The organism is Actinomadura nitritigenes (assembly GCF_017573545.1).
Classification (GTDB): Bacteria; Actinomycetota; Actinomycetes; order Streptosporangiales; family Streptosporangiaceae; genus Spirillospora; species Spirillospora nitritigenes.
On the sequence record NZ_JAGEOK010000017.1, the window covers coordinates 134,701 to 154,966 of the forward strand.

Sequence of the window (20,266 nt, forward strand, 5' to 3'; positions counted from 1 at the left end):
TGGATCGTCAACCTATGGTTGACGCATGAGCGAACCCGCGCAGACCGGCGTCCAGATCCGGCTGGACGACCTCATCGCCGCCATCAAGAAGGTCCACCCCGACGCCCTCGAACAGCTCACCAGCGCCGTCGTCGCCGCCGAGCACCTCGGCGAGGTCGCCGACCACCTCATCGGCCACTTCGTCGACCAGGCCCGCCGTTCCGGCGCGTCCTGGACCGACATCGGCAGGAGCATGGGCGTCAGCAAGCAGGCCGCGCAGAAGCGGTTCGTCCCCAAGGGGCTGACGGGCGACCTCGACCCGTCCCAGGGGTTCTCCCGCTACACGGTCCGCGCCCGCAACGTCGTCGTCGCCTCGCAGAACGAGGCCCGCGCCGCCGGCAGCCCGGAGATCGGCCTCGCCCACCTGGTCCTCGGGCTGCTCGCCGACCCCGAGTCGCTCGCGGCCAAGGCCATCACCGCGCAGGACGTGCTGCTCGACACCGTCCGGCAGACCGCCACCGCCGCGCTGCCCCCGGAGTCTGACCAGCTGCCCGCCCTCATCCCCTTCGACCAGGACGCCACGAAGGTCCTCGAACTGACTTTCCGCGAGGCCCTCCGGCTCGGCCACAACTACATCGGCACCGAGCACATCCTGCTCGCGCTCCTGGAACACGAGAACGGCACCGGCGTCCTCTCAGAGGCCGGCGTCTCCAAGCCCGCCGCCGAAGCCCACATCACCGCCGCCCTCTCCGCTCTCCTCGCGGACCGCACGCAGTAGCCGTCCCACCCACCCGAAGCCCCCGAGCGCCCTCGCCACTCGGGGGCTGCAACCTGTGCGCGGCGCGGGTGGGAGCGAGTGGTCGCCGGTTTGGTTACGCGATCGTCCTGGGTGTTCGCGGAGCGGATGGGGATCGGGGATTTCTCGGTGCTGGTGTTCGTGGGGCCTGGTCCGGGATTCGCGAGCGGACTGCGTGTTCATAGGGCGGACCAGAAGCAGGGGCGGAGTCAAAGGGCGAGACGAGGAGCAGCGGCGGATGAGTGTCCGTCCGCGGTTGTGTGTCCGGGAGTGTTCCCGCGGTGGGTTGGGAGTGGTGGTCCCGCGGCGGGTCGGATAAGGCGATGGCAGCGGGCTGGTTGGGCGGCGGGCTGATGGGGCGGCGGGCTGATGGGGACAGGGTGAGCGGAGGAGCGGGGCGGGTGGAGGCGCGGGGTGAGTGGAGGAGCGGGGTGAGCGGTGGGGCGGAAGCTGCGTGGGGCGGGAAGGGCGTGGGAGCTGCAAGAAGTGCGTCGGGGGTGTTCTGTGGGGGGTGTTGTTGTGATTGGGGTGGATGGGTGTTCGGGTGGTGGGGTGGCGCTGGCGTACGGGGCCGCCCCTCCAAAGTCAAGGGCGCCTTCGGCGTCGCTTCGCGATGGACTTCGTCCACCCTTGACTTTGGAGCCTCTGCGGCCCCTGAGGCAGCGTTAGGGGCAGGCTCCGCCTGCCCCGCCCCGGGTCGCGCCACCCCACCACCCCCTTCCGCAAGGGAGATCGAGCGGCTCTTATCGATGGTCTCGCTCTGTCCGACCTCTCTGGGAGGTTGTGAGGCATGGACGTCACCATGCAACTGGTCATCGACTGCGCCGAGCCGAAGAGGATGGTGGCCTTCTGGTGCGAGGCTCTTGGATACCTGCCCGAGCCGCCCCCCGATGGTCACACCAGTTGGCGAAACTATTGGACGGCATTAGGAGTGCCCGAGGAAGAGTTGCCCGCCGGGGCCGGTGAGGTGCCGGAGTCGATCGTGGATCCAGCGGGACAAGGGCCCCGGGTGTGGTTCCAACGCGTCCCTGAACCAAAGGTCGTGAAGAACCGGCTGCACCTGGACCTGAAGGTGAGCGGCGGTCGAGCCGTCCCATTGCCCGTTCGTGTTCAGCGGGTCAATGCCAAGGCGGCACGTCTGACCAGCGCAGGCGCCACGGTGCTGCGGACACTGGGCGGGCCGGACCTGGATCACTATGCCATCGTCCTGCTGGATCCAGAAGGAAACGAGTTCTGCGTTGCTTGACCTGTAAGAGGTGCCCTGCTGTTGCGGACCGCGGGTGTTGTGATGTGGGCGCGAGGGCATGCCCATCCACCGATCCACCCCATCTGATTGATGCGGGTGAATCGGTGCAGGAGAGCAGCGCTGCCGTTATGCGGCCCAGTCGAGGGCGGGGTTGTCGGGTGGGCCGATGTTGCCCGGTGGTCCGGCCCCCTTCGTGCCTCGCGCGTCGGCTGGTGGGAGTAGCCGGTAGAGGTATCGCCCGTCGTGATCCTTGGTGATCTGGATCTGGTCGGGGTTGGTGTGCTTGAACCGGTTGTGCCACCCGCAGGTGAGTGCGAGCTGATCGATGTCGGTCGGCGATCGTCCGAGTGCCCACCCGTGGACATGGTCGACCTCGCACAGCGTCCCAGGCACTTCACATCCCCGCACAGCACACGAGGGGTAGAGCGTTTCCAGCACCTGTCGTTGTGCTGCGGAGGCGAACCGTTCCCGATATCCCAGGTAGAGCGGGGTGTTTCCGCGGCCGAGGAGCAGGGGTGAGACTCCGGCGGCCAGGGCGATGCGTCGGGCTTGGGCGGCGGGGATGGGGGTGCCGTCGGTGAGGCGGGCCGGGGCGTTGCCTCCGGTCAGGGTCTCCAGGTCGCAGATCACGGTGACCTTGGAAGCCTTGTGACCACCCGACAGCACGCTCGACAGTGCCGCTGCGGTGCGTTCGGGGAGGTCGCGGCGGTCATCAGGCCCGGCCGGCTTGGCCAGCGGAGCCAGAGTGCCGTCCCAGATCGCGGCGTCCTCAGGGTTCAGCCACCCTTTGACGTATCGGCCGCCGTCCAGTGAACGGGTGGTGGTGAGCCACGACTTGTCGTAGCCGCGCCGAGAATCCTCGTCGGGGGCGTCTTCGGTGTCGTCGCGTTCGGCGATGAGGTCGCGGATGCGGCGGCCGAACGCGGCGACCTTCCCGGCGGAGAAGCCCTGGTCGACGAAACCGAGGAGTGTTGTCTCGGCCTCGGCGCAGTCGTGGTCGTCCAGGCGGGAGACCGAGTCGGCGACCGTGACGGCGTAACCGTAAGACAGCTCCCCGGCTGCGAGCTGCTCGGCCACCTGCGGGAGCCGGTGCCGCTGCCGGGCGAGAGTGAGGCGCTCCTTCACCCGGTTGTCGCGCATGCCCAGCCGGGACCGCAGCCATGCTTGGGTGGAGGGATATCCCCACCGGGCATGCTCCTTGGTCGCGTCGACACGGGCGATGAAACCGGCGAGCGCGCTTTCCTGCATATCGGACGCGGCCACGAGGGCCTCAGTCAGTTCCAGGCACGCGGCTGCCGATTCCGGGGCTTCGCGTTGGGCGAGTTCAGTGGCGATGGTTGAGAGCGCGTTCACCAGTTCCATGGTGGACGCGGCCTCAAGCTCGACCGTCACTGATTGCATACGTAAATAGTACCCTGTGTGACCGACATTCATAGTCGTTCACGGCACATTCCGTCCGGTATTTTTCGGCGGGAAGGCGGCGGGCCCTTTTGGTGCGCCTTCCTGGAGGGGGCTTGGTCCCTTACGGAAGGGGGTGGTGGGGTGGCGCGACCCGGGGCGGGGCAGGCGGAGCCTGCCCCTTAACGCTGCCTCAGGGGCCGCAGAGGCTCCGAAGTCAAGGGTGGACGAAGTCCATCGCGAAGCGACGCCGAAGGCGCCCTTGACTTTGGAGGGGCGGCCCCGTACGCCAGCGCCACCCCACCACCCGAACACCCTTTCTCTGATAAACGCACCTGCCCGTCTCCATCTCATGGAAGGCTCGAATACTGCTCGCGAGAAGCCCGTCTGAGTGCCTCAATGAATAATCGCTTGAACGCCTAGATTAAGGACATATCGAACGCCCCATGGCTCGATGCTGATAGATCATCACAACTTCATCGAATACCTTTAGGTATGGCGCAGGGACGGGGTATGGCACGCGAAGTCAGATCTGGCGAAGCGTCGCTCGGTCAGCCCCGCTCTCTCGACCCGCTCGCGAGGCCGCGATGAGTTGGGGGCGTGGCGGTGGTCTGACTCTCCATGGAGTCCTTCATCAAGGTCAACGGCACGGCCCTGTGCGTGGAGACGTTCGGGGATCCGGCCGAGGTACCTCTTCTGCTCATCGGCAACACGATGCTCACCTGGCCGGATGAGCTGTGCGAACGCTTGGCGGCGGTACGGCGGTTCGTCGTCCGCTACGACCTGCGCGGCACCGGACGATCCGCAGCCGCCGACTCGTCCACAGCCGCCGACTCGTCCACTGGCGCCGACTCGTCCTCTGCCGCCGCATCCACCGTTCGGTCCTCTGCCGTCCAGCCCGGCGCTGACCCGGCTGACGGCGTTCAGGTGGACGACTCGCGGGTGGAGGGGGCCTCGGGCGGGTCCTCGGCGCTCGGCTACACGTTGCGCGATCTCGTCGCGGACGCGGCCGGGGTGCTGGACGCGCACGGGCTCGCGGCCGCGCATGTCGCCGGTTTCGGGACCGGCGGCTGGGTCGCCCAGCTCCTCGCCCTCGACCATCCCGGCCGCGTCGCCGGCCTCACGCTGATCGCGACCCGGCCGACCGCGCCGGGGCCGAACGATCCCGACCTGCCCGAGCACGCGCCCGAGCTCATGGCGCATTTCATGAACCGGCCCGCGGTCGACTGGAGCGACCGCGGGCAGGTCGTCGAGTTCATGGTCGGGAACGCGCGCCATCTCGCGGGGGCGGGGTTCGACGAGGCGGAGGCGCGGGCGGGGATCGAGCGGATCCACGACCGTGCCGACGTCGCGTTCCGCGACCCCGGGGAGGCCCTTCGAGGGGACCTGATGGGGACGGCGTTCGCCGCCATGGACTGCGGGCCGCGCTGGCGGGAGCGGCTCGGCTCCATCACCGCGCCGACCCTGGTGGTGCACGGAGAGGACGACCCGTTCTTCCCGCTCGGCAACGGCCGGGCCCTGGCCGCCAAGATCCCCGGCGCCGAGCTTCTCGTCCTGCCGGGCGTGGGCAACGAGCTTCCCCGGCGGACGTGGGACGCGCTCGTCTCGGCGCTCGTCCGCCACACGTCCTGACCCGGCGGCGGAATGGCCCGAATCCGGCGGGACATGGCCGGGAACCGGGTCGTCGGCGGCCGGGTGCGGCGGTGACGCTTGGCCTGTGAACGTGATCGAGTTGCGGCAGTACAGGTTGCGCCCGGGGCGGCGTGACGAGCTGATCGAGCTGTTCGACCGGGAGCTGGTCGAGCCGCAGGAGGCGGTCGGCATGACCGTGCTCGGCCAGTTCCGGGACCTGGACGATCCGGACAGGTTCGTCTGGCTCCGGGCGTTCGAGGACCTGGAGGGACGGGGCGGGGCGCTGCGCGCGTTCTACTTCGGCCCGGTGTGGAAGGCGCATCGGGAGCAGGCGAACGCGACGATGCTGGATTCGTCGGACGCGCGGCTCCTGCGGCCGCTGCGGCCGGTTCCCGGGCCCGGTCCGCGGCCGCCGGTCGGCGCCCCGGACCCGGGCGGCCTGGTCTTCGCGTTCCTGTGGTCGTTCGGTGATCGGCTGGCGGAGGTCGAGCCGTCGATGCTGGACGAGGTCGTTCCGCTGTACGGCCCGGACGCGCTCGCCTTGGCGACGCTGGAGGCGGAGAACGACTTCCCGGCGCTGCCCGTCCGCACGGGTGACGGCCACGTCGTCGTCATCGCCCGCCGAGAGGTGGAGCTTCCCGGCGGCGTGCCGGAGCCGCGGGTGCTGCGGCTGGCGCCGACCGGCAGGTCGGCGCTGCGCTGAAATGGCTGGCCCGGTCACCGCCCGGTCTGCTGAGGTGGGCCGGTGGACGGTCATCTGCATGGCGCGGACCTCGCGCGCGCCTACTTCGACGATCTCGTGCGGCCGTTGCTGGACGCGCACTTCCCGGGCGTTCCGTACGCGGCGGCGCGGCTCGGCTCCGGTTCGGACGTGCTGGCGTTCGACGACGCCACGAGCCGCGACCACGACTGGGGCTGCCGCCTGACGCTGCTGCTGGACGACGCGGCGGCGGGCGCGGTGCCGGACGTGTCGGCGATGCTGGAGCGGGAGCTGCCCGACCGGTACGGCGGCCACCCCGTGCGCTTCCCGGTCACCTGGGACCAGGCGGCGACCCACAAGGTGGACGTCTCGACCGTCGCCGCGTTCTGCCGGTTCCGGCTGGGCGTCGACCCGACCGGCGGGCTGTCGGCGCTCGACTGGCTGTGCCTGGTGGGACAGTGCGTCCTGGAGGTGACGGCGGGGCCGGTGTTCGCGGACGGGACGGCGACACTGGCCGGGATCCGCGAGACGCTGCGCCGCTACCCGCCGGACGTGGAGCGGTACGTCCTGGCGGCGTGGTGGCGGCGCGCGTCGCAGTGGATGCCGATCATCGGGCGGGCGGCCGAGCGCGGGGACGAGTCCGGGTCGCGGATCCTCGCCGCGAGGGTCGCGGAGGATCTGATCCGGCTGGCCTTCGCGCTGTCCGGCGAGTGGGCCCCGTACGGGAAGTGGCGCGGCACGGCGTTCAGGGAACTGCCCGTCGCGCGACGTCTGGCGGCCCCGCTCGATATCGCGGTGGCCGCGCCGGAGTGGCGGGAGAGGGAGGCGGCGTTGGCGGAGGCCGCCGAGGTCCTGCTGGACGTCCAGCGCGAGCGGGGGCTCTCGGCACCCGGCGACGCCGTCGTCCGGTTCTGGGACCGGCCGTACCGGACGGTCGATGACGCGGTCGCCGCCGGGCTGGCCGCGGCGATCACCGATCCCGAGGTCGCCGCGCTGCCACCGTACGTGGGGTCCGTCGAGCAGTGGGTCGACAGCGTGGACGTCCTCGCCCATGCCGATCGCCGCGCCGCCCTCCAGGTCGCGTACCGCACGTGGATCGGCGGCGTTTAGGAGAGCCGGAGCGCGAGGAAGAAGTCGACGCGGTCCTCCAGCCGGGCCAGATCGCGGCCGGTCAGGTCCTGGATGCGCTGGATCCGGTACCGGACGGAATTGACGTGCAGGTGCAGCTGTTCGGCGCAGCGCGTCCACGACCCGGAGTTCTGCAGGAACGTCTCCAGGGTGCGGATCAGGTCGGCCTTGTGCACCTCGTCGTATCTGCGCAGCGGGTCGAGCAGCCGCACCTTGAACATCTGCCGGACGTCCTCCGGCACGGTCGCCAGCAGCAGGACGTGCGTGGCGAGCTCGTCGTGCCGGACGACGCACACCGGGTCGGCGCGGCCGGAGGCGAGCCGCCGCGCGTAGCGGGCCTCGTCCACGGCTCCCCGCAGCCCGCCGGCCCCGGCGACGTCGCTGACGCCGACCGCGATCCCCGCGCCCGCGAGGCCCGGGGCGAGCGCGGCCAGCGCGGTCCGGACCGACGCGGCGACGTCCGGCACCGGACCGCCGGGCATCGGGACGAGCGCGACGGCCTCGTCGTCCAGCAGCCCCACGACGGGACGCGGGACGGGCATGACCTCGCCGAGCACGGACCGCAGCTCGCCGGGCCGCAGCGTCCCGCGCCCGGTGGCGGCGACCGCGACGTAGGAGCCGTGCGGGTCGAGCCCGGCCAGCTCCAGCCGCGGGACGATCTCGTCGGCCGCCGCGGCGGACACCACCAGCCGGACGAGCTCCTGCGCGAGCCGCCCCTCGGCGCTGAGCCGGTCGTCCAGCCGGGCCCGTTCGAGGGCGGCGATCGCGGCGAGCTCGGTGGTGAGGGCGCGGCGCTCGGCGGGCCAGTCGGCGTGGTCGCCCTCGCAGGCGACGAACCAGTCCGCGACGCGGGAGGTGGTGTCCTCCGCGACCGGGAAGACCGACACGCCGGAGGCGGCGAGGTGGTGCGGGAGCCGCGGCGCGGTGAGGAAGGCGCGGGCCAGCGCGGCGCCGTCGGGGGCGCCGGGGGGGCCGGCGACGACGCGTCCGGTGGCGGTCAGCACCCAGCAGCGCATCCCGAGGTCGCGGCCGACGAGGTCGAGGACGGCGCCGAGGCCGGCGCCCTCGCTCATCCCGGCGACGAGCCGGCGGTGCCGGTCCAGGACGGCGGTGAGGTCGGCGGCGCGCGCGCCGGACAGGTGCCGGACGACCTCCTCGGTGACCGTCGCGAACGCCACGTCCTCCGGGACCTTGAAGAGCGGGATCCGGTGCCGGCGGCAGGCGTCGACGAGGTCGTCGGGGATGGTGCCGCGGGCGAGGTCCCAGGCGGCCAGCGCGGACACCCCGGCCTCGGCGAGCGCGCGCACGAACACCTCGGAGTCCGCCGGTCCGGACCGCCAGACCAGGCCGGTCAGGACCAGCTCCCGGCCGCGGAGGTACCGCCCGGGTTCCGGCAGGTCGGTGGTGACCACCCAGGTGATCACCCGGTCGAGCAGGTCGCCGCCGGTGACGATCTCGAGCCGCAGCTCCGGCATGTCGAGCAGCGCGCGCAGCTTCATGGGACCAGTTAACCCATCGTTCACCACGCCGGGTGCCAACGGTCCGGGGCCGCGATTGGAGCAACGCACGAAAACACCGGCGTGAGCCGGGTCACGGTTCGGACGTCCTGTCCCTTCACCGCGTTCCGGGTTGCCGTATCTACTGGCGGCAATGACGCAGACGGGAACGACGGAGGCAGGGAGGTGCCGGTGAGGGAACGGCTCGATGTCACGGAGGGCGGGCTGCTGGCGTGCTGCGCGTCCCGCCGCTGGGCGGCCGAGGTCGCGGCCGGGCGGCCCTACGCGGACCTCGCGGAGCTCCGGGCCGCCTCGGCGAAGGCGCTCGCGGGCCTGGACTGGGCCGATGTCGAGGAGGCGCTCGCCGCGCATCCCCGGATCGGCGACCGGCCGCGCGGCGAGGGGCGGGAGGCGGCGTGGTCGCGGAGCGAGCAGTCCGGGATGGACGCGGCGGCGGCGGAGCTGCGGGCGGCGCTGGCGGAGGGCAACCGGGCCTACGAGGAGCGGTTCGGGCACGTCTTCCTCGTCTGCGCCACCGGCCTGAGCGCCGCCGAGATGCTCGCCGCGCTGCGCGGACGCCTGCGCAACGACGCCGGGGCCGAGCGGGCGGCCGTCCGGACGGAGCTGGCGAAGATCGTCGACCTGCGGCTGGCAGGGCTCGCCGGTGGACCGGAGGAGGACCGATGAGCCTGTCGACGCACGTGCTGGACGCGGCGAAGGGCCTGCCGGCGGCGGGCGTCGCGGTCAGGCTCGACCGGCGGGAGCCGGACGGGACCTGGACGGCGGTCGCCGAGGCCCGCACCGACGCCGACGGCCGGATCGGGGAGTGGGGCGCCGAGCCGGGCGTGGGCGTGCACCGGCTGACGTTCGACACGGCCGCGCTGTCCGACTTCTACCCGGAGGTCACCGTCGCGTTCACGATCGACGACGCCGGCCGGCACTACCACGTCCCGTTGCTGCTGAGCCCGTTCGCCTACTCGACCTACCGAGGGAGCTAGCCCGATGGCCATCGTTCTCGGCCCGAACCGCTACGGGAAGGCGGAGGTCCGCGTCGTCCGCGTCACCCGGGACGGCGGGACGCACCGCATCCGGGACCTGAACGTCGGGGTGTTCCTGTCCGGCGACATGGACGACGTGCACCTGACCGGCGACAACTCCGCCGTCCTGCCGACGGACACGCAGAAGAACACGGTGTTCGCGTTCGCGAAGAAGTACGGGATCGGGGAGCCGGAGGAGTTCGGGCTGCTGCTGGCGCGGCATTTCGTGGACTCGCAGCCGGCCGTCCACCACGCCCGAGTGCGGCTCGAGGAGTACGCGTGGGACCGCATCACCGGCCCGCACTCGTTCGTCCGAGGCGGCACGGAGGTCCGGACGGCGCTGGTCCACAGCGACGGGTCCGGCGGCTCCGGCGGCTCCGAGTCGGTGGTGTCCGGGCTGAGGGACCTGACCGTCCTGAACTCGACCGGCAGCGAGTTCCACGGGTTCGCCCAGGACGGGTTCACGACCCTCGAACCGACCGACGACCGCGTTCTCGCGACGGCGGTGACGGCGCGGTGGCGGCATCGCGGCACCGGCTCGGACTGGGACGCGTCGTACGCGGCCGCCCGCGCCGCGCTGCTGGACGCGTTCGCGACGACGCACAGCCTGTCGCTGCAGCAGACGCTCTACGCGATGGGCCGCCGGGTGCTGGAGGAGCGGCCGGAGCTGTGCGAGGTGCGGATGTCGATGCCGAACAAGCACCACTTCCTGGTCGACCTGGCGCCCTTCGGGATGGACAACGACAACGAGGTCTACTTCGCGGCGGACCGTCCGTACGGGCTGATCGAGGGCACCGTGCTCACCGACGACGCCCCGGACGCCCCGTCCGCGTGGCAGTGAGGAGGCGGCCGACATGGACTTCCTGCGCCCGGCGACCTGGGCGGACGCCCTGGCCGCGAAGCGCGAGACGCCCGCGGCGCTGCCGATCCAGGGCGGCACCGACGTCATGGTGGAGATCAACTTCGACGTGCACCGCCCGGCGGCGCTGCTGGACCTCACCCGGATCCGGGAGCTGGCCGGGTGGGACGAGGCGGACGGCCGCCTCCGGATCGGCGCGGGCGTCCCGTACGCGCGGGTGATCCGCGAGCTGGGGGAACGGCTGCCGGGCCTCGCCCAGGCGTCCCGGACGGTCGGCTCCCCGCAGATCCGGAACCGGGGCTCGGTCGGCGGCAACCTCGGCGCCGCGTCGCCCGCGGGCGACAGCCATCCGCCGCTGCTGGCGGGGGACGCGGTGATCGAGGTGGAGTCGGCGGAGCGCGGCGTCCGGATGATCCCGGCGACCGCGTTCTACGTGGGCGTGAAGCGGAACGCGCTGGAGCCGGACGAGCTGATCCGCGCGATCTGGACCGCTCCCGCGCCCGGCCCGCAGTACTTCTCCAAGATCGGCACGCGGAACGCGATGGTGATCGCGGTGTGCTCGTTCGCGGTCGCGCTGCATCCGGGGGAGCGCCGCGTCGGGACGGGCGTCGGCTCCGCCGCCCCCACGCCGCGCCGCGCCACCGCCGCCGAGGAGTTCATCTCCGGCGAACTCGACTGGGACGGCCGCGGACCGCTCTCCGACGCGGTGGCGCGGCGGTTCGGCGAGCTGGTCCGCGAGGCCGCCGCGCCGATCGACGACGTGCGCGGCACCGCGGAGTACCGCAGGCACGCCCTGGCGGTGATGGCGCGCCGCACGCTGACCTGGGCCTGGAACGAGCACCGCGCGGTGCGGAAGGAGGCGTCCTGATGCGCGTCAACGTCACCGTCAACGGCTCGCAGGAGACCGTCGACGACGTGTGGGAGGGCGAGAGCCTGCTCTACATGCTGCGGGAGCGGATGGGCCTCCCCGGTTCGAAGAACGCCTGCGAGCAGGGCGAGTGCGGGTCCTGCACGGTCTATCTGGACGGAGTCCCGGCCTGCGCGTGCCTCGTCGCGGCGGGCCAGGCCGAGGGGCGCGAGATCCGCACCGTCGAGGGCCTGGCGGAGGGGCGGCCGGGCGACGAGCGCCTCGATCCCGTGCAGCAGGCGTTCCTGGAGGCGGGCGCCGTCCAGTGCGGGTTCTGCACGCCCGGCCTGATCGTCCAGTCCCACGACCTGATCGAACGCAACCCCGCGCCGTCCGACGCCGAGATCCGCGAGGCGCTGGCCGGCAACCTGTGCCGCTGCACCGGCTACGAGAAGATCCTCGACGCGGTGCGGCTGGCGGCCCGGCGAAAGGCTGCACTCACGTGACGACCATCATCGAGAACGCGCACGTCGTGACCGTGTCCGGGGACGAGCACCCCGGCGGGCACCTCGTGATCGAGGGCGACCGGATCACCGCCGTCGGCGCCGGCCCCGCGCCGGACGTCCCGGGCGCCGACCGGATCGACGGGACCGGCTGCCTCGCCACCCCCGGCCTGGTCAACGCGCACCACCACCTGTACCAGTGGGCGAGCCAGGGCCTCGCCACCGACGGCACGCTGTTCGAGTGGCTCACGACCCTCTACAAGCCGTGGTCGAGGATGGACGCCGAGGTCGTCGCGGGCGCCGCGAGCGCGGGGCTCGGCTGGCTCGCGAGGTCCGGCTGCACGACCTCGTCCGACCACCACTACCTGTTCCCGCGCGGGCGCGGCGACCTGTTCGCCGCCGGGATCGAGGCGGCCGCGGAGCTGGGCGTCCGGTTCCAGCCGTGCCGCGGCTCGATGGACCGGGGCGAGTCGCAGGGCGGCCTCCCGCCGGACGAGGTCGTCGAGGACCTCGACACGATCCTCACCGAGACCGCGGCGGCGATCGACCGCTACCACGACGCCTCGTCCGGCTCGATGCTGCGCGTCTCGGTCGCGCCGTGCTCGCCGTTCTCCGTCACCCGCGACCTGCTCGTCCGCTCCGCCGAGCTGGCGCGCGAGAAGGGCGTCCGGCTGCACACGCACCTCGCCGAGACCCTCGACGAGGAGGAGCACACCACCGAGCAGTTCGGCATGACCCCGACCGAGTACCTGGACTCGATCGGCTGGCTCGGCCCGGACGTGTGGCTCGCGCACTGCGTCCACCTGCACGACACCGACATCAAGCGGCTCGCCGAGACCGGCACCGGCACCGCGCACTGCCCGAGCTCCAACGCCCGGCTCGGCGCCGGGATCGCCCGCGTCTCCCACCTGCTGGAGGCGGGCGCGGCGGTCGGGATGGGCGTGGACGGGCCGGCGTCGGCGGAGCTCGTCCCGCTCGCCGGGGAGATCCGGCAGGCGATCTACCTGCAGCGCGCCCGGTACGGGCCGGCCGCGCTGACCGCCCGGCAGGCCCTGGAGATGGCGACCCTCGGCGGCGCCCGCTGCCTCGGCCGCGAGGACGAGATCGGCACGCTGGAGCCGGGCAAGCTCGCCGATGTCGCGCTGTGGCGGGTCGACGGGTTCCACGCCGCCGTCGACGACCCGGTGGTCGCGTTCGCGTTCGGCGGCACCCCGCCGCTGGAGCGGCTGCTCGTCGGCGGCCGGACCATCGTCGCCGGCGACACGCTCGTCTCCGTCCCGCAGGACGTGGTCGGGCGGCGCGGCGCCGACGCGCACCGGCGCCTCATGCGGCTCGCGGAGGAGGTCCTCTAGATGGCGTCTCCGGTCAGGACACCCGGCCATGCCGCCGCCCCGGGCGACGGCGGCGTCGGCGACAGCCCGCTGCGCCCCGACGGCGCCCTCAAGGTCGCCGGCGAGTTCGCGTACGCCTCCGACCTGTGGATGGACGGGATGCTGTGGGGCGCGACGCTGCGCAGCCCGCACCCGCGCGCCCGCATCCGCTCGATCGACATCGGGCCCGCGCTGGCGGTGCCGGGCGTGCACGCCGTCCTCACCCACGAGGACGTCCCCGGCAGGAAGGTGTACGGGGAGGACCACACCGAGGACCAGCCCGTCCTCGCGATCGGGGAGGTCCGGCACCAGGGCGAGCCGGTCGCGGTCGTCGCCGCCGACCATCCGGAGACCGCGCGCCGCGCCATGGAGCGCATCGCCGTCGACTACGAGGTGCTGGAGCCGATCACCGACCCGCGCGCCGTGATCGCCGACCCGGAGGGGCTGAAGGTGCAGCCGCTCGGCGGCATCACCCGCTACCAGCCGGTCCGGGTCGGGGACGTCGACGCCGCGCGCGCTCAGGCCGAGGTCGTGGTGGCGGAGGAGTTCGAGGTCGGCATCCAGGACCAGGCGTTCCTCGGGCCGGAGGCGGGCCTGGCGGTCCCGTCCGAGGACGGCGGCGTCGACCTGTACGTGTCCACGCAGTGGCTGCACAACGACCTGTCGCAGATCGCGCCGTGCCTGGGCCTGGACGAGTCGCAGGTGCACATGACCCTCGCGGGGGTCGGCGGCGCGTTCGGCGGCCGCGAGGACCTCTCGGTCCAGATCCACGCGGCGATGCTCGCGCTGCACACCGGCAGGCCGGTGAAGATGTCGTACAACCGGTACGAGTCGTTCTTCGGGCACGTCCACCGGCATCCCGCGTTCATGCGGTACGAGTACGGCGCCACGGCGGACGGGAGGCTCGTCTACGCCGACGTCGAGATCATCCTGGACGGCGGCGCGTACACCTCGTCCACGCGGAACGTCACCGGGAACGCCGCGTCGCTCGGCGTCGGCCCGTACGAGATCCCGAACATCAGGATCGACGCGTACGGGGTCTACACCAACAACCCGCCGTGCGGCGCGATGCGCGGGTTCGGCGCGGTGCAGGCGTGCTTCGCCTACGAGTCGATGATGGACAGGCTCGGCGCGGCCTGCGGGCTGGGCCCGCTGGAGATCCGCCGCCGCAACGCCGTCTCGCAGGGGTCGAGGCTCGCGACGGGGCAGGTCATCGAGTCGCCGGCGCCGCTCGCGGAGATGCTGGCGCGGCTGGAGGCCATGCCGATGCCGCCCGCCCGCGACGCCCTGCCGGAAGGCGGGGCCGACATCCGGAACCTGCCGGGCGGCGCGTCCCAGACCACGCACGGCGAGGGGGTGGTGCGCGGCGTCGGCTACGGCGTCGGGATCAAGAACATCTGCTTCTCCGAGGGCTTCGACGACCTGTCCACCGCCCGCGTCCGGCTGGAGGTCATCGGCGGCGAGCCGACCGCGCTCGTGCACACCGCCGCCGCCGAGGTCGGCCAGGGGCTCGTCACCGTCCAGGCGCAGATCGCGCGGACGGAGCTCGGCGTCCGGAAGGTCACCATCGCCCCGGCGGACGACCGGGTCGGCGACGCCGGCTCGTCCAGCGCGTCCCGCCAGTCGTACATGTCCGGCGGCGCCGTCAAGGCCGCCTGCGAGGCCGTCCGCGCCGAGCTGCTCGCGCGCGCCGCCCGCCGCTACGGCCACGACGACCTCGCCGCGGTCGGCGGGAAGATCGTCTCGCGGGCGGCCGGTGTGCTCGGCGGCATCGAGGACGTCCTCGGCGACGGCGCCATCGAGGAGACCCGCGAGTACCACCACCGGCCCACCACCGCCATGGACCCGGCCACCGGGCAGGGCACCACCCACACCCAGCTCGCGCTGTGCGTGCACCGCGCCGTCGTCGACGTGGACGTGGACCTCGGCCTGGTCAAGGTCGTCGAGATGGCCGCCGTCCAGGACGTCGGCAGGATCCTCAACCGGCTGTCGCTGGAGGGCCAGATCCACGGCGGCTCCGCGCAGGGCCTCGGCCTCGCCCTGATGGAGGAGATCGTCGTGTCCGGCGGCGTCGTCCGCAACCCGTCCTTCACCGACTACCTCATCCCGACCATCCTCGACATGCCGCCGATGCGGCTCGACATCCTCGAGAACCCCGATCCGGACGCCCCCTACGGGCTCCGCGGCGCCGGAGAGCCGCCTACGCTCTCCTCCACGCCCGCGATCGTCGCGGCCGTCCGCGACGCCACGGGCCGGAGGCTCACCCGCGTGCCGGTCCGCCCGGAGCACGTGTCCCTGCCGACCCCCTACCGGGGGCCCGCCCCCTCAGGCGTCCAGGAGACCTCCGGCCGGTGATCGGCCGGCAGGGGACCGGAGCACGATCAGAAAGGGAGGGCGGCATGACCGGACGGATCGGCACCCACCGCGCATGGGCCGTCAACTGCTCGATCCTGTTCACCGACCTGCCGCTCCAGGAGCGGCCCGCCGCGGCGAAGGACGCCGGGTTCGACGCCGTCGAGTTCTGGTGGCCGTGGCCGGGCGTGCCCGTGCCGACCGCGTCGGAGGAGGACGCGTTCTGCCAGGCCGTCGAGGACGCCGGGGTCCGGCTCATCGGCCTGAACCTGTACGCGGGCGACATGCCGGCGGGGGAGCGGGGCGTGCTGTCGGACCCGGCGCGCGCCGCCGAGTTCCGCGCGAGCCTGGACGTCACCGCCCGCATCGCCGAGCGGACGGGCGTCCGGATGTTCAACGCGCTCTACGGGCAGCGCCTCGACGGCGTCGCCGCGTCCGAGCAGGACCGGGTGGCCACGCGGAACCTCGCCCACGCCGCCCGCGAGGTCGGCGCGTTCGGCGGGACGCTGCTGATCGAGCCGCTCGCGCGCGGCCTGAACGGCGCCTACCCGCTGGAGACCGCCGCCGACGCGATCGAGGTCGTGCAGCGCGCCCGCGCGGCCGGAGCCGCGAACGTGAGGTTCCTGCTCGACACGTTCCACCTGGTCAGCAACGGCGACGACGTGGAGGGGGCCGCCCGGCGGTACGCCGCCGACCTCGGCCACGTGCAGATCGCCGACGCCCCCGGCCGCGGCCGCCCCGGCACCGGCGGGATCGACTTCGGCGCGCTGTTCGCCCTCCTCGACGAGATCGGCTACACGGGCCGGATCGCCCTGGAGTACGTGGACCCGCGGCCGGACTTCGCCTGGATGGAGGACCACCGCGCATGACCTGCGACCCGTTCCAGGGCCCGGTGCGGTACGCGCTCAGGAGAGGAGCCGCGTGCTCTACGACCTGGTGATCCGCACGGGGCGGGCCGTCCTGCCGGACGGCGAGCGCCCCGCCGCCGTCGCCGTCGCGGGCGGCCGCGTCGCCGAGATCGCCGCCCGCGACGCGCCGCTGCCCGCCGCGTCCGAGACCGACCTCGGCGCTGCGGCGCTGCTGCCCGGCCTCGTCGACACCCACGTCCACGTCAACGAACCGGGCCGCACCGAATGGGAGGGGTTCGCGACCGCGACCCGCGCCGCCGCCGCGGGCGGCGTCACCACGCTCGTCGACATGCCGCTGAACTCGCTGCCCCCGACCGTCTCGGTCGCCGCGCTCGCGGCCAAGCGCGCCGCCGCGGCCGGGAAGCTGCACGTCGACGTGGGGTTCTGGGGCGGCGCGGTCCCGGGGAACGTCCCGGCGCTGCGCCCGCTGCACGACGGCGGGGTCTTCGGGTTCAAGTGCTTCGCGTCCGACTCCGGCGTCCCCGAGTTCCCGCCGCTGTCCCCCGCCGGGATGCGCGACGCGTTCCGCGAGATCGCCTCGTTCGGCGGGCTCGTCATCGTGCACGCCGAGGACCCGTCCGCGCTCACCGCCCCGGCGGACGGCGGGTACCCGGCGTTCCTCGCGTCCCGCCCGCCCGCCGCCGAGCGCCGCGCCGTCGAGCGGGTGATCCGGCTCGCCCGGGAGACCGGCGTGCGCGCCCACATCCTGCACCTGTCGGCGGCCGACTGCCTCGAACCCCTCGCCGAGGCCCAGGCGGACGGCCTGCCCGTCACCGCCGAGACCTGCCCGCACTACCTCGTCCTGTCCGACGGCGAGGCGGACGAGCCCTCCTACAAGTGCTGCCCGCCGATCCGCGGCGAGGCCAACCGCGACGCGCTGTGGCGGGGCCTCGCGTCCGGCGTCATCGCCTGCGTGGTCAGCGACCATTCGCCGTCCACGCCCGACCTGAAACAGGGCGACTTCGCCACCGCGTGGGGCGGGATCTCCTCGCTCCAGCTCGGCCTTCCCGCCGTCTGGACGGCCGCCCGCGCGCGCGGGCACGACCTCGCGACCGTCGTCCGCTGGATGGCCGAGGCGCCGGCCGCCCTCGCCGCCGTCCCCGGCAAGGGCCGCATCGCCGTCGGCGGCGACGCCGACCTCGTCGCGTTCGACCCCGACGCCGCCTTCACCGTCGACCCCGCCCGGCTGCACCACCGCCATCCCGTCACCCCGTACGAGGGCCGCACCCTCACCGGGACCGTCCGCACGACCTGGCTGCGCGGCGCCGTCGTCGGCGACGCGCCGTCCGGCCGCGTGCTCGACCGCGAGGAGGCGCCTTGAGCGACTTCACGTCCCTTCCCGACCTCGCCGTCCGCACCCTGGGCGGCTCGGTCACCGCCGCCAGCGACGAGTCCTTCGAGGAGAAGGAGAACCTGATCAACCCGTGGCCGCCGGCGTTCCGGCCCGGGACGTTCGGCCCGAAGGGCCAGGAGTACGACGGGTGGGAGACCCGCCGCCGCCGCGAGCCCGGCCACGACTGGGCGCTGGTCCGGCTCGGCCTGCCCGGCGTGATCCGCGGCGTCGTCATCGACACCGCCTGGTTCAAGGGCAACTACCCGCCGCACGCGTCCGTCGAGGCATGCGCGGCGGACGGGTACCCCGCCGACCCCTCCGGCGCCGGCTGGGTGGAGATCGTCCCGAAGAGCCCGCTGGAGGGCGACACCGCGCACGCCTTCCCCGTCGAGGCCGAGCGCCTCTTCACCCACGTCCGGCTGAACGTCTTCCCGGACGGCGGGATCGCGCGGATCCGCGTGCACGGCGACGTCGTCCCCGACCCCGCGTTCCTGACCGGGATGACCGTCGACCTGGCCGCGCTGGAGAACGGCGCCCGCGTCCTCGACTGCTCCGACAGGTTCTATTCGTCGCCGGACAACATGCTCTTCCCCGGCCTGCCGCGCAACCAGGCCGAGGGCTGGGAGACCGCGCGGCGCCGCGCGCCCGGCAACGAGTGGGCGCTCGTCCGGCTCGCCGCCCCCGGCACGATCCGGGTGGCCGAGATCGACACGACGCACCTGAAGTTCAACGCGCCCGCCGAGGTCTCCCTCACCGCGCCCGACGGCACGGTGCTGCTCCCGCGGACCCGCCTCCAGCCCGACGCCCGGCACCGCTTCCGCCTGGAGACGCCCGAGGTCTCGCACGTCCGCGTGGACATCCACCCCGACGGCGGCCTGGCCCGCCTCCGCCTCTGGGGCCACCTCAGCGCCGAGGGCGAGCGGCGGCTGACCGAGAGGCACCGCGGCCTCCTGCGGTAGCCGCCGCACGGCTCGGCGCGCCCGTCATGCCGGGGGACGCATCCCGTCGCGCACGACAGCGACGACGCGGTCGAGGCCGTCCGGGTCGGTGCCGCGCGCGAGGCAGCCCGCCATCAGGGCCTTGACGTCAGGGTAGGTGAGGCCGGCGCGGACGGCGCCGGCCTCCTGCGCGCGCCGCAGCAGGTCGCGCAGCCGGCCCTGGACGTCGTACCCGGCGTCGGCGGCGGCCTTGTCGAGGTCGTATCCGGCGCCGGTCAGCGCCTCCGACAGGCCGCAGTGCGCCGCGCCCTCGCGCACGAGCGCGTCGAAGAGCGCGAAGAACACCGCGCCCGGGTCCCGCGCCGCGGGCAGCGCGTCGATCCGGTCGAGGATCTCGCGCATCCGGTCGAGGAGGACGGCCGCGAACAGGTCCTCCTTCGTGGGGAAGTGCCGGCTGACGGTCCCGGTGCCGACGCCCGCGCGGTGGGCGATCTCGTGCAGCGGCACCGACAGCCCCTCGGCGGCGAAGACCTCCGCCGCGACCCGCAGCACCCGGGCCCGGTTGCGCCGGGCGTCGGCGCGCAGCGGCCGGCCGAGCGGCTCTGCCACGGTCTCCCACCTCGCTTCCCCTCTGGACAACCGGGACGGCCGTCCCGTATCTTCCCGGAACTAAGCGGGATGGCCATCCCGCTTATGTGGTTCCGGCAGGCCGAACGTATCGGAGGCGAGCCCGATGAGGGACGATCGCACGGCGGCGAGACGGCGCGACGGCGGGCGCGGCACGGGCCGCCCGCCCTGGACCGCGGACGAGATCCCCCGCCTGGACGGGCGGACCGCCGTCGTCACCGGCGCCAGCACCGGCATCGGCTTCGAGACGGCCGCCGAGCTCGCCCGCCGCGGCGCCACCGTGGTACTGGCCTGCCGGAACCCGGACCGGGCGGCTTGGGCGGCGGCCAGGATCCGCGCCGCCGCCCCGGACGCGTCGCTCGGCGTCCTGGACGTGGACCTGGAGTCCCAGGCGTCGGTGCGGAAGGCGGCCGCCCGGTTCCGCGACCGCCACGGCCGGCTCGACCTGCTCGTCAACAACGCCGGCGGCGTCCGGCCCCGGTACGCCCTGACCGAGGACGGCTTCGAGGCCACGCTCGCCACGAACCACCTCGGGCCGTTCGCGCTGACCGGCCTGCTCCTGGACCTGATGCTGGACGTCCCCGGCTCGCGCGTGGTGACGGTCAGCAGCATCGGGCACCGCCGCGGCGCGATCGCCTTCGACGACCTCCACGCCGAGCGCCGCTACCGCTTCCAGGCCGCCTACTTCCAGTCCAAGCTGGCGAACCTGCTCTTCACCTACGAACTGCAGCGCCGGCTCGCGGCCGCCGGGGCGGCGACGATCGCCGTGGCCGCGCATCCCGGCAACGCCCGCACGGAGTTCGGGCGCGACATGAACGCCGTGGTGCGGGCCGCGATGAGCCCGTGGGCGCGCCCGCTCACCTCATGGTTGCTGCAGAGCGCGTACAGGGGGGCGCTGTCACCGCTGCGAGCCGCGACCGATCCCGGCGCGGTCGGCGGCGACTACTACGGCCCGCCCGGACGCGCCCAGTTCACCGGCAACCCGGTCCGGGTCGAGTCCAGCCCGCGGTCGCACGACCGGGACGCGCAGGCGCGGCTGTGGCGGGAGTCGGAGCGCCTGACCGGGGTCGCGTACCCGCTGCCGCCGGGACCGCCGAGCCGGGCGGGGGAGTGACGC

Annotated in this window: 19 protein-coding genes; 16 read left to right on the plus strand and 3 right to left on the minus strand. The window is 73.4% G+C overall.

Features of this window, described 5'->3' with window-relative positions:
• Positions 1–25: 25 nt before the first annotated feature.
• Both J4557_RS26490 and J4557_RS26495 read left to right on the plus strand, forming a co-directional pair.
• The gene (locus tag J4557_RS26490; RefSeq protein WP_208269433.1) at positions 26–757 is read left to right on the plus strand and encodes a Clp protease N-terminal domain-containing protein; all 732 of its coding nucleotides are present in this window, start codon (positions 26–28) and stop codon (positions 755–757) included.
• Between the two features lie 808 nt (positions 758–1,565).
• Positions 1,566–2,021 carry a VOC family protein gene (locus J4557_RS26495; protein WP_243776376.1) on the plus strand — a complete coding sequence of 152 codons (456 nt, stop codon included), beginning with the start codon at positions 1,566–1,568 and terminating at the stop codon, positions 2,019–2,021.
• A gap of 126 nt (positions 2,022–2,147) precedes the next feature.
• Here J4557_RS26495 and J4557_RS26500 read toward each other — a convergent pair whose 3' ends face one another.
• Entirely contained in the window at positions 2,148–3,422 is a 1,275-nt protein-coding gene (locus tag J4557_RS26500; RefSeq protein WP_208269434.1) for an HNH endonuclease signature motif containing protein, read from the minus strand.
• Positions 3,423–4,040: 618 nt separating this feature from the next.
• Here J4557_RS26500 and J4557_RS26505 point away from each other — a divergent pair.
• From J4557_RS26505 to J4557_RS26515, 3 genes are all read left to right on the plus strand, one after another.
• The gene (locus J4557_RS26505; RefSeq protein ID WP_208269435.1) at positions 4,041–5,051 is read left to right on the plus strand and encodes an alpha/beta fold hydrolase; all 1,011 of its coding nucleotides are present in this window, start codon (positions 4,041–4,043) and stop codon (positions 5,049–5,051) included.
• Between the two features lie 85 nt (positions 5,052–5,136).
• Entirely contained in the window at positions 5,137–5,754 is a 618-nt protein-coding gene (locus J4557_RS26510) for an NIPSNAP family protein (protein WP_208269436.1), read from the plus strand.
• 42 nt (positions 5,755–5,796) lie between these two features.
• On the plus strand, positions 5,797–6,861 hold the full coding sequence (locus J4557_RS26515) for a DUF4037 domain-containing protein (RefSeq protein WP_208269437.1): 1,065 nt from the start codon (positions 5,797–5,799) through the stop codon (positions 6,859–6,861).
• Here the strand turns inward: J4557_RS26515 and J4557_RS26520 are convergent.
• Positions 6,858–8,378, minus strand: a complete 1,521-nt coding sequence (locus J4557_RS26520) for a PucR family transcriptional regulator (protein ID WP_208269438.1) — start codon at positions 8,376–8,378, stop codon at positions 6,858–6,860. The genes J4557_RS26515 and J4557_RS26520 overlap by 4 nt on opposite strands.
• Before the next feature lie 189 nt (positions 8,379–8,567).
• Here J4557_RS26520 and uraD point away from each other — a divergent pair, with 189 nt between their 5' ends.
• The 10 genes from uraD to alc are packed head-to-tail and all read left to right on the plus strand — an operon-like array spanning position 8,568 to position 18,543.
• On the plus strand, positions 8,568–9,062 hold the full coding sequence (gene uraD / locus J4557_RS26525) for a 2-oxo-4-hydroxy-4-carboxy-5-ureidoimidazoline decarboxylase (RefSeq protein ID WP_307800222.1): 495 nt from the start codon (positions 8,568–8,570) through the stop codon (positions 9,060–9,062).
• Positions 9,059–9,373, plus strand: a complete 315-nt coding sequence (uraH, locus tag J4557_RS26530) for a hydroxyisourate hydrolase (RefSeq protein WP_208269440.1) — start codon at positions 9,059–9,061, stop codon at positions 9,371–9,373. The genes uraD and uraH overlap by 4 nt, the downstream gene beginning before the upstream one ends.
• A 4-nt stretch (positions 9,374–9,377) precedes the next feature.
• On the plus strand, positions 9,378–10,253 hold the full coding sequence (gene pucL / locus J4557_RS26535) for a factor-independent urate hydroxylase (protein ID WP_208269441.1): 876 nt from the start codon (positions 9,378–9,380) through the stop codon (positions 10,251–10,253).
• Between the two features lie 13 nt (positions 10,254–10,266).
• The gene (locus J4557_RS26540; protein WP_208269442.1) at positions 10,267–11,139 is read left to right on the plus strand and encodes an FAD binding domain-containing protein; all 873 of its coding nucleotides are present in this window, start codon (positions 10,267–10,269) and stop codon (positions 11,137–11,139) included.
• The gene (locus J4557_RS26545; protein WP_208269443.1) at positions 11,139–11,624 is read left to right on the plus strand and encodes a (2Fe-2S)-binding protein; all 486 of its coding nucleotides are present in this window, start codon (positions 11,139–11,141) and stop codon (positions 11,622–11,624) included. The genes J4557_RS26540 and J4557_RS26545 overlap by 1 nt, the downstream gene beginning before the upstream one ends.
• Positions 11,621–12,973, plus strand: a complete 1,353-nt coding sequence (locus J4557_RS26550) for an 8-oxoguanine deaminase (protein ID WP_208269444.1) — start codon at positions 11,621–11,623, stop codon at positions 12,971–12,973. The genes J4557_RS26545 and J4557_RS26550 overlap by 4 nt, the downstream gene beginning before the upstream one ends.
• A complete protein-coding gene (gene pucD / locus J4557_RS26555) occupies positions 12,974–15,346 on the plus strand; it encodes a xanthine dehydrogenase subunit D (RefSeq protein WP_208269445.1) in 2,373 nt (790 codons plus the stop codon). It abuts the gene before it with no gap.
• Positions 15,347–15,390: 44 nt separating this feature from the next.
• On the plus strand, positions 15,391–16,212 hold the full coding sequence (locus tag J4557_RS26560; RefSeq protein WP_208269446.1) for a hydroxypyruvate isomerase family protein: 822 nt from the start codon (positions 15,391–15,393) through the stop codon (positions 16,210–16,212).
• Between the two features lie 52 nt (positions 16,213–16,264).
• Entirely contained in the window at positions 16,265–17,572 is a 1,308-nt protein-coding gene (gene allB, locus J4557_RS26565) for an allantoinase AllB (protein WP_208269447.1), read from the plus strand.
• Complete coding sequence (gene alc / locus J4557_RS26570) at positions 17,569–18,543, plus strand: allantoicase (RefSeq protein ID WP_208269448.1); 975 nt, start codon at positions 17,569–17,571, stop codon at positions 18,541–18,543. The genes allB and alc overlap by 4 nt, the downstream gene beginning before the upstream one ends.
• Positions 18,544–18,567: 24 nt before the next feature.
• Here the strand turns inward: alc and J4557_RS26575 are convergent, their stop codons facing one another.
• Positions 18,568–19,131 carry a TetR/AcrR family transcriptional regulator gene (locus tag J4557_RS26575; protein WP_307800223.1) on the minus strand — a complete coding sequence of 188 codons (564 nt, stop codon included), beginning with the start codon at positions 19,129–19,131 and terminating at the stop codon, positions 18,568–18,570.
• A gap of 124 nt (positions 19,132–19,255) precedes the next feature.
• On the opposite strand from J4557_RS26575, the gene J4557_RS26580 reads away from it, so the two are divergent.
• Positions 19,256–20,263 (plus strand): oxidoreductase, encoded by a 1,008-nt coding sequence (locus J4557_RS26580; RefSeq protein WP_208269449.1) that lies wholly within the window; start codon positions 19,256–19,258, stop codon positions 20,261–20,263.
• Positions 20,264–20,266 lie beyond the last annotated feature (3 nt).

What these genes read in the sequence shown, in the direction of transcription:
- J4557_RS26500 (WP_208269434.1), bottom strand. Translation starts at nt 3,422, where the DNA reads ATGCAATCAGTGACGGTCGAGCTTGAGGCCGCGTCCACCATGGAACTG.
- J4557_RS26520 (WP_208269438.1), bottom strand. Translation starts at nt 8,378, where the DNA reads ATGAAGCTGCGCGCGCTGCTCGACATGCCGGAGCTGCGGCTCGAGATC.
- J4557_RS26560 (WP_208269446.1), top strand. Translation starts at nt 15,391, where the DNA reads ATGACCGGACGGATCGGCACCCACCGCGCATGGGCCGTCAACTGCTCG.
- J4557_RS26545 (WP_208269443.1), top strand. Translation starts at nt 11,139, where the DNA reads ATGCGCGTCAACGTCACCGTCAACGGCTCGCAGGAGACCGTCGACGAC.
- pucL (WP_208269441.1), top strand. Translation starts at nt 9,378, where the DNA reads ATGGCCATCGTTCTCGGCCCGAACCGCTACGGGAAGGCGGAGGTCCGC.
- J4557_RS26580 (WP_208269449.1), top strand. Translation starts at nt 19,256, where the DNA reads ATGAGGGACGATCGCACGGCGGCGAGACGGCGCGACGGCGGGCGCGGC.
- J4557_RS26490 (WP_208269433.1), top strand. Translation starts at nt 26, where the DNA reads ATGAGCGAACCCGCGCAGACCGGCGTCCAGATCCGGCTGGACGACCTC.
- J4557_RS26540 (WP_208269442.1), top strand. Translation starts at nt 10,267, where the DNA reads ATGGACTTCCTGCGCCCGGCGACCTGGGCGGACGCCCTGGCCGCGAAG.
- J4557_RS26495 (WP_243776376.1), top strand. Translation starts at nt 1,566, where the DNA reads ATGGACGTCACCATGCAACTGGTCATCGACTGCGCCGAGCCGAAGAGG.
- uraH (WP_208269440.1), top strand. Translation starts at nt 9,059, where the DNA reads ATGAGCCTGTCGACGCACGTGCTGGACGCGGCGAAGGGCCTGCCGGCG.
- pucD (WP_208269445.1), top strand. Translation starts at nt 12,974, where the DNA reads ATGGCGTCTCCGGTCAGGACACCCGGCCATGCCGCCGCCCCGGGCGAC.
- J4557_RS26505 (WP_208269435.1), top strand. Translation starts at nt 4,041, where the DNA reads ATGGAGTCCTTCATCAAGGTCAACGGCACGGCCCTGTGCGTGGAGACG.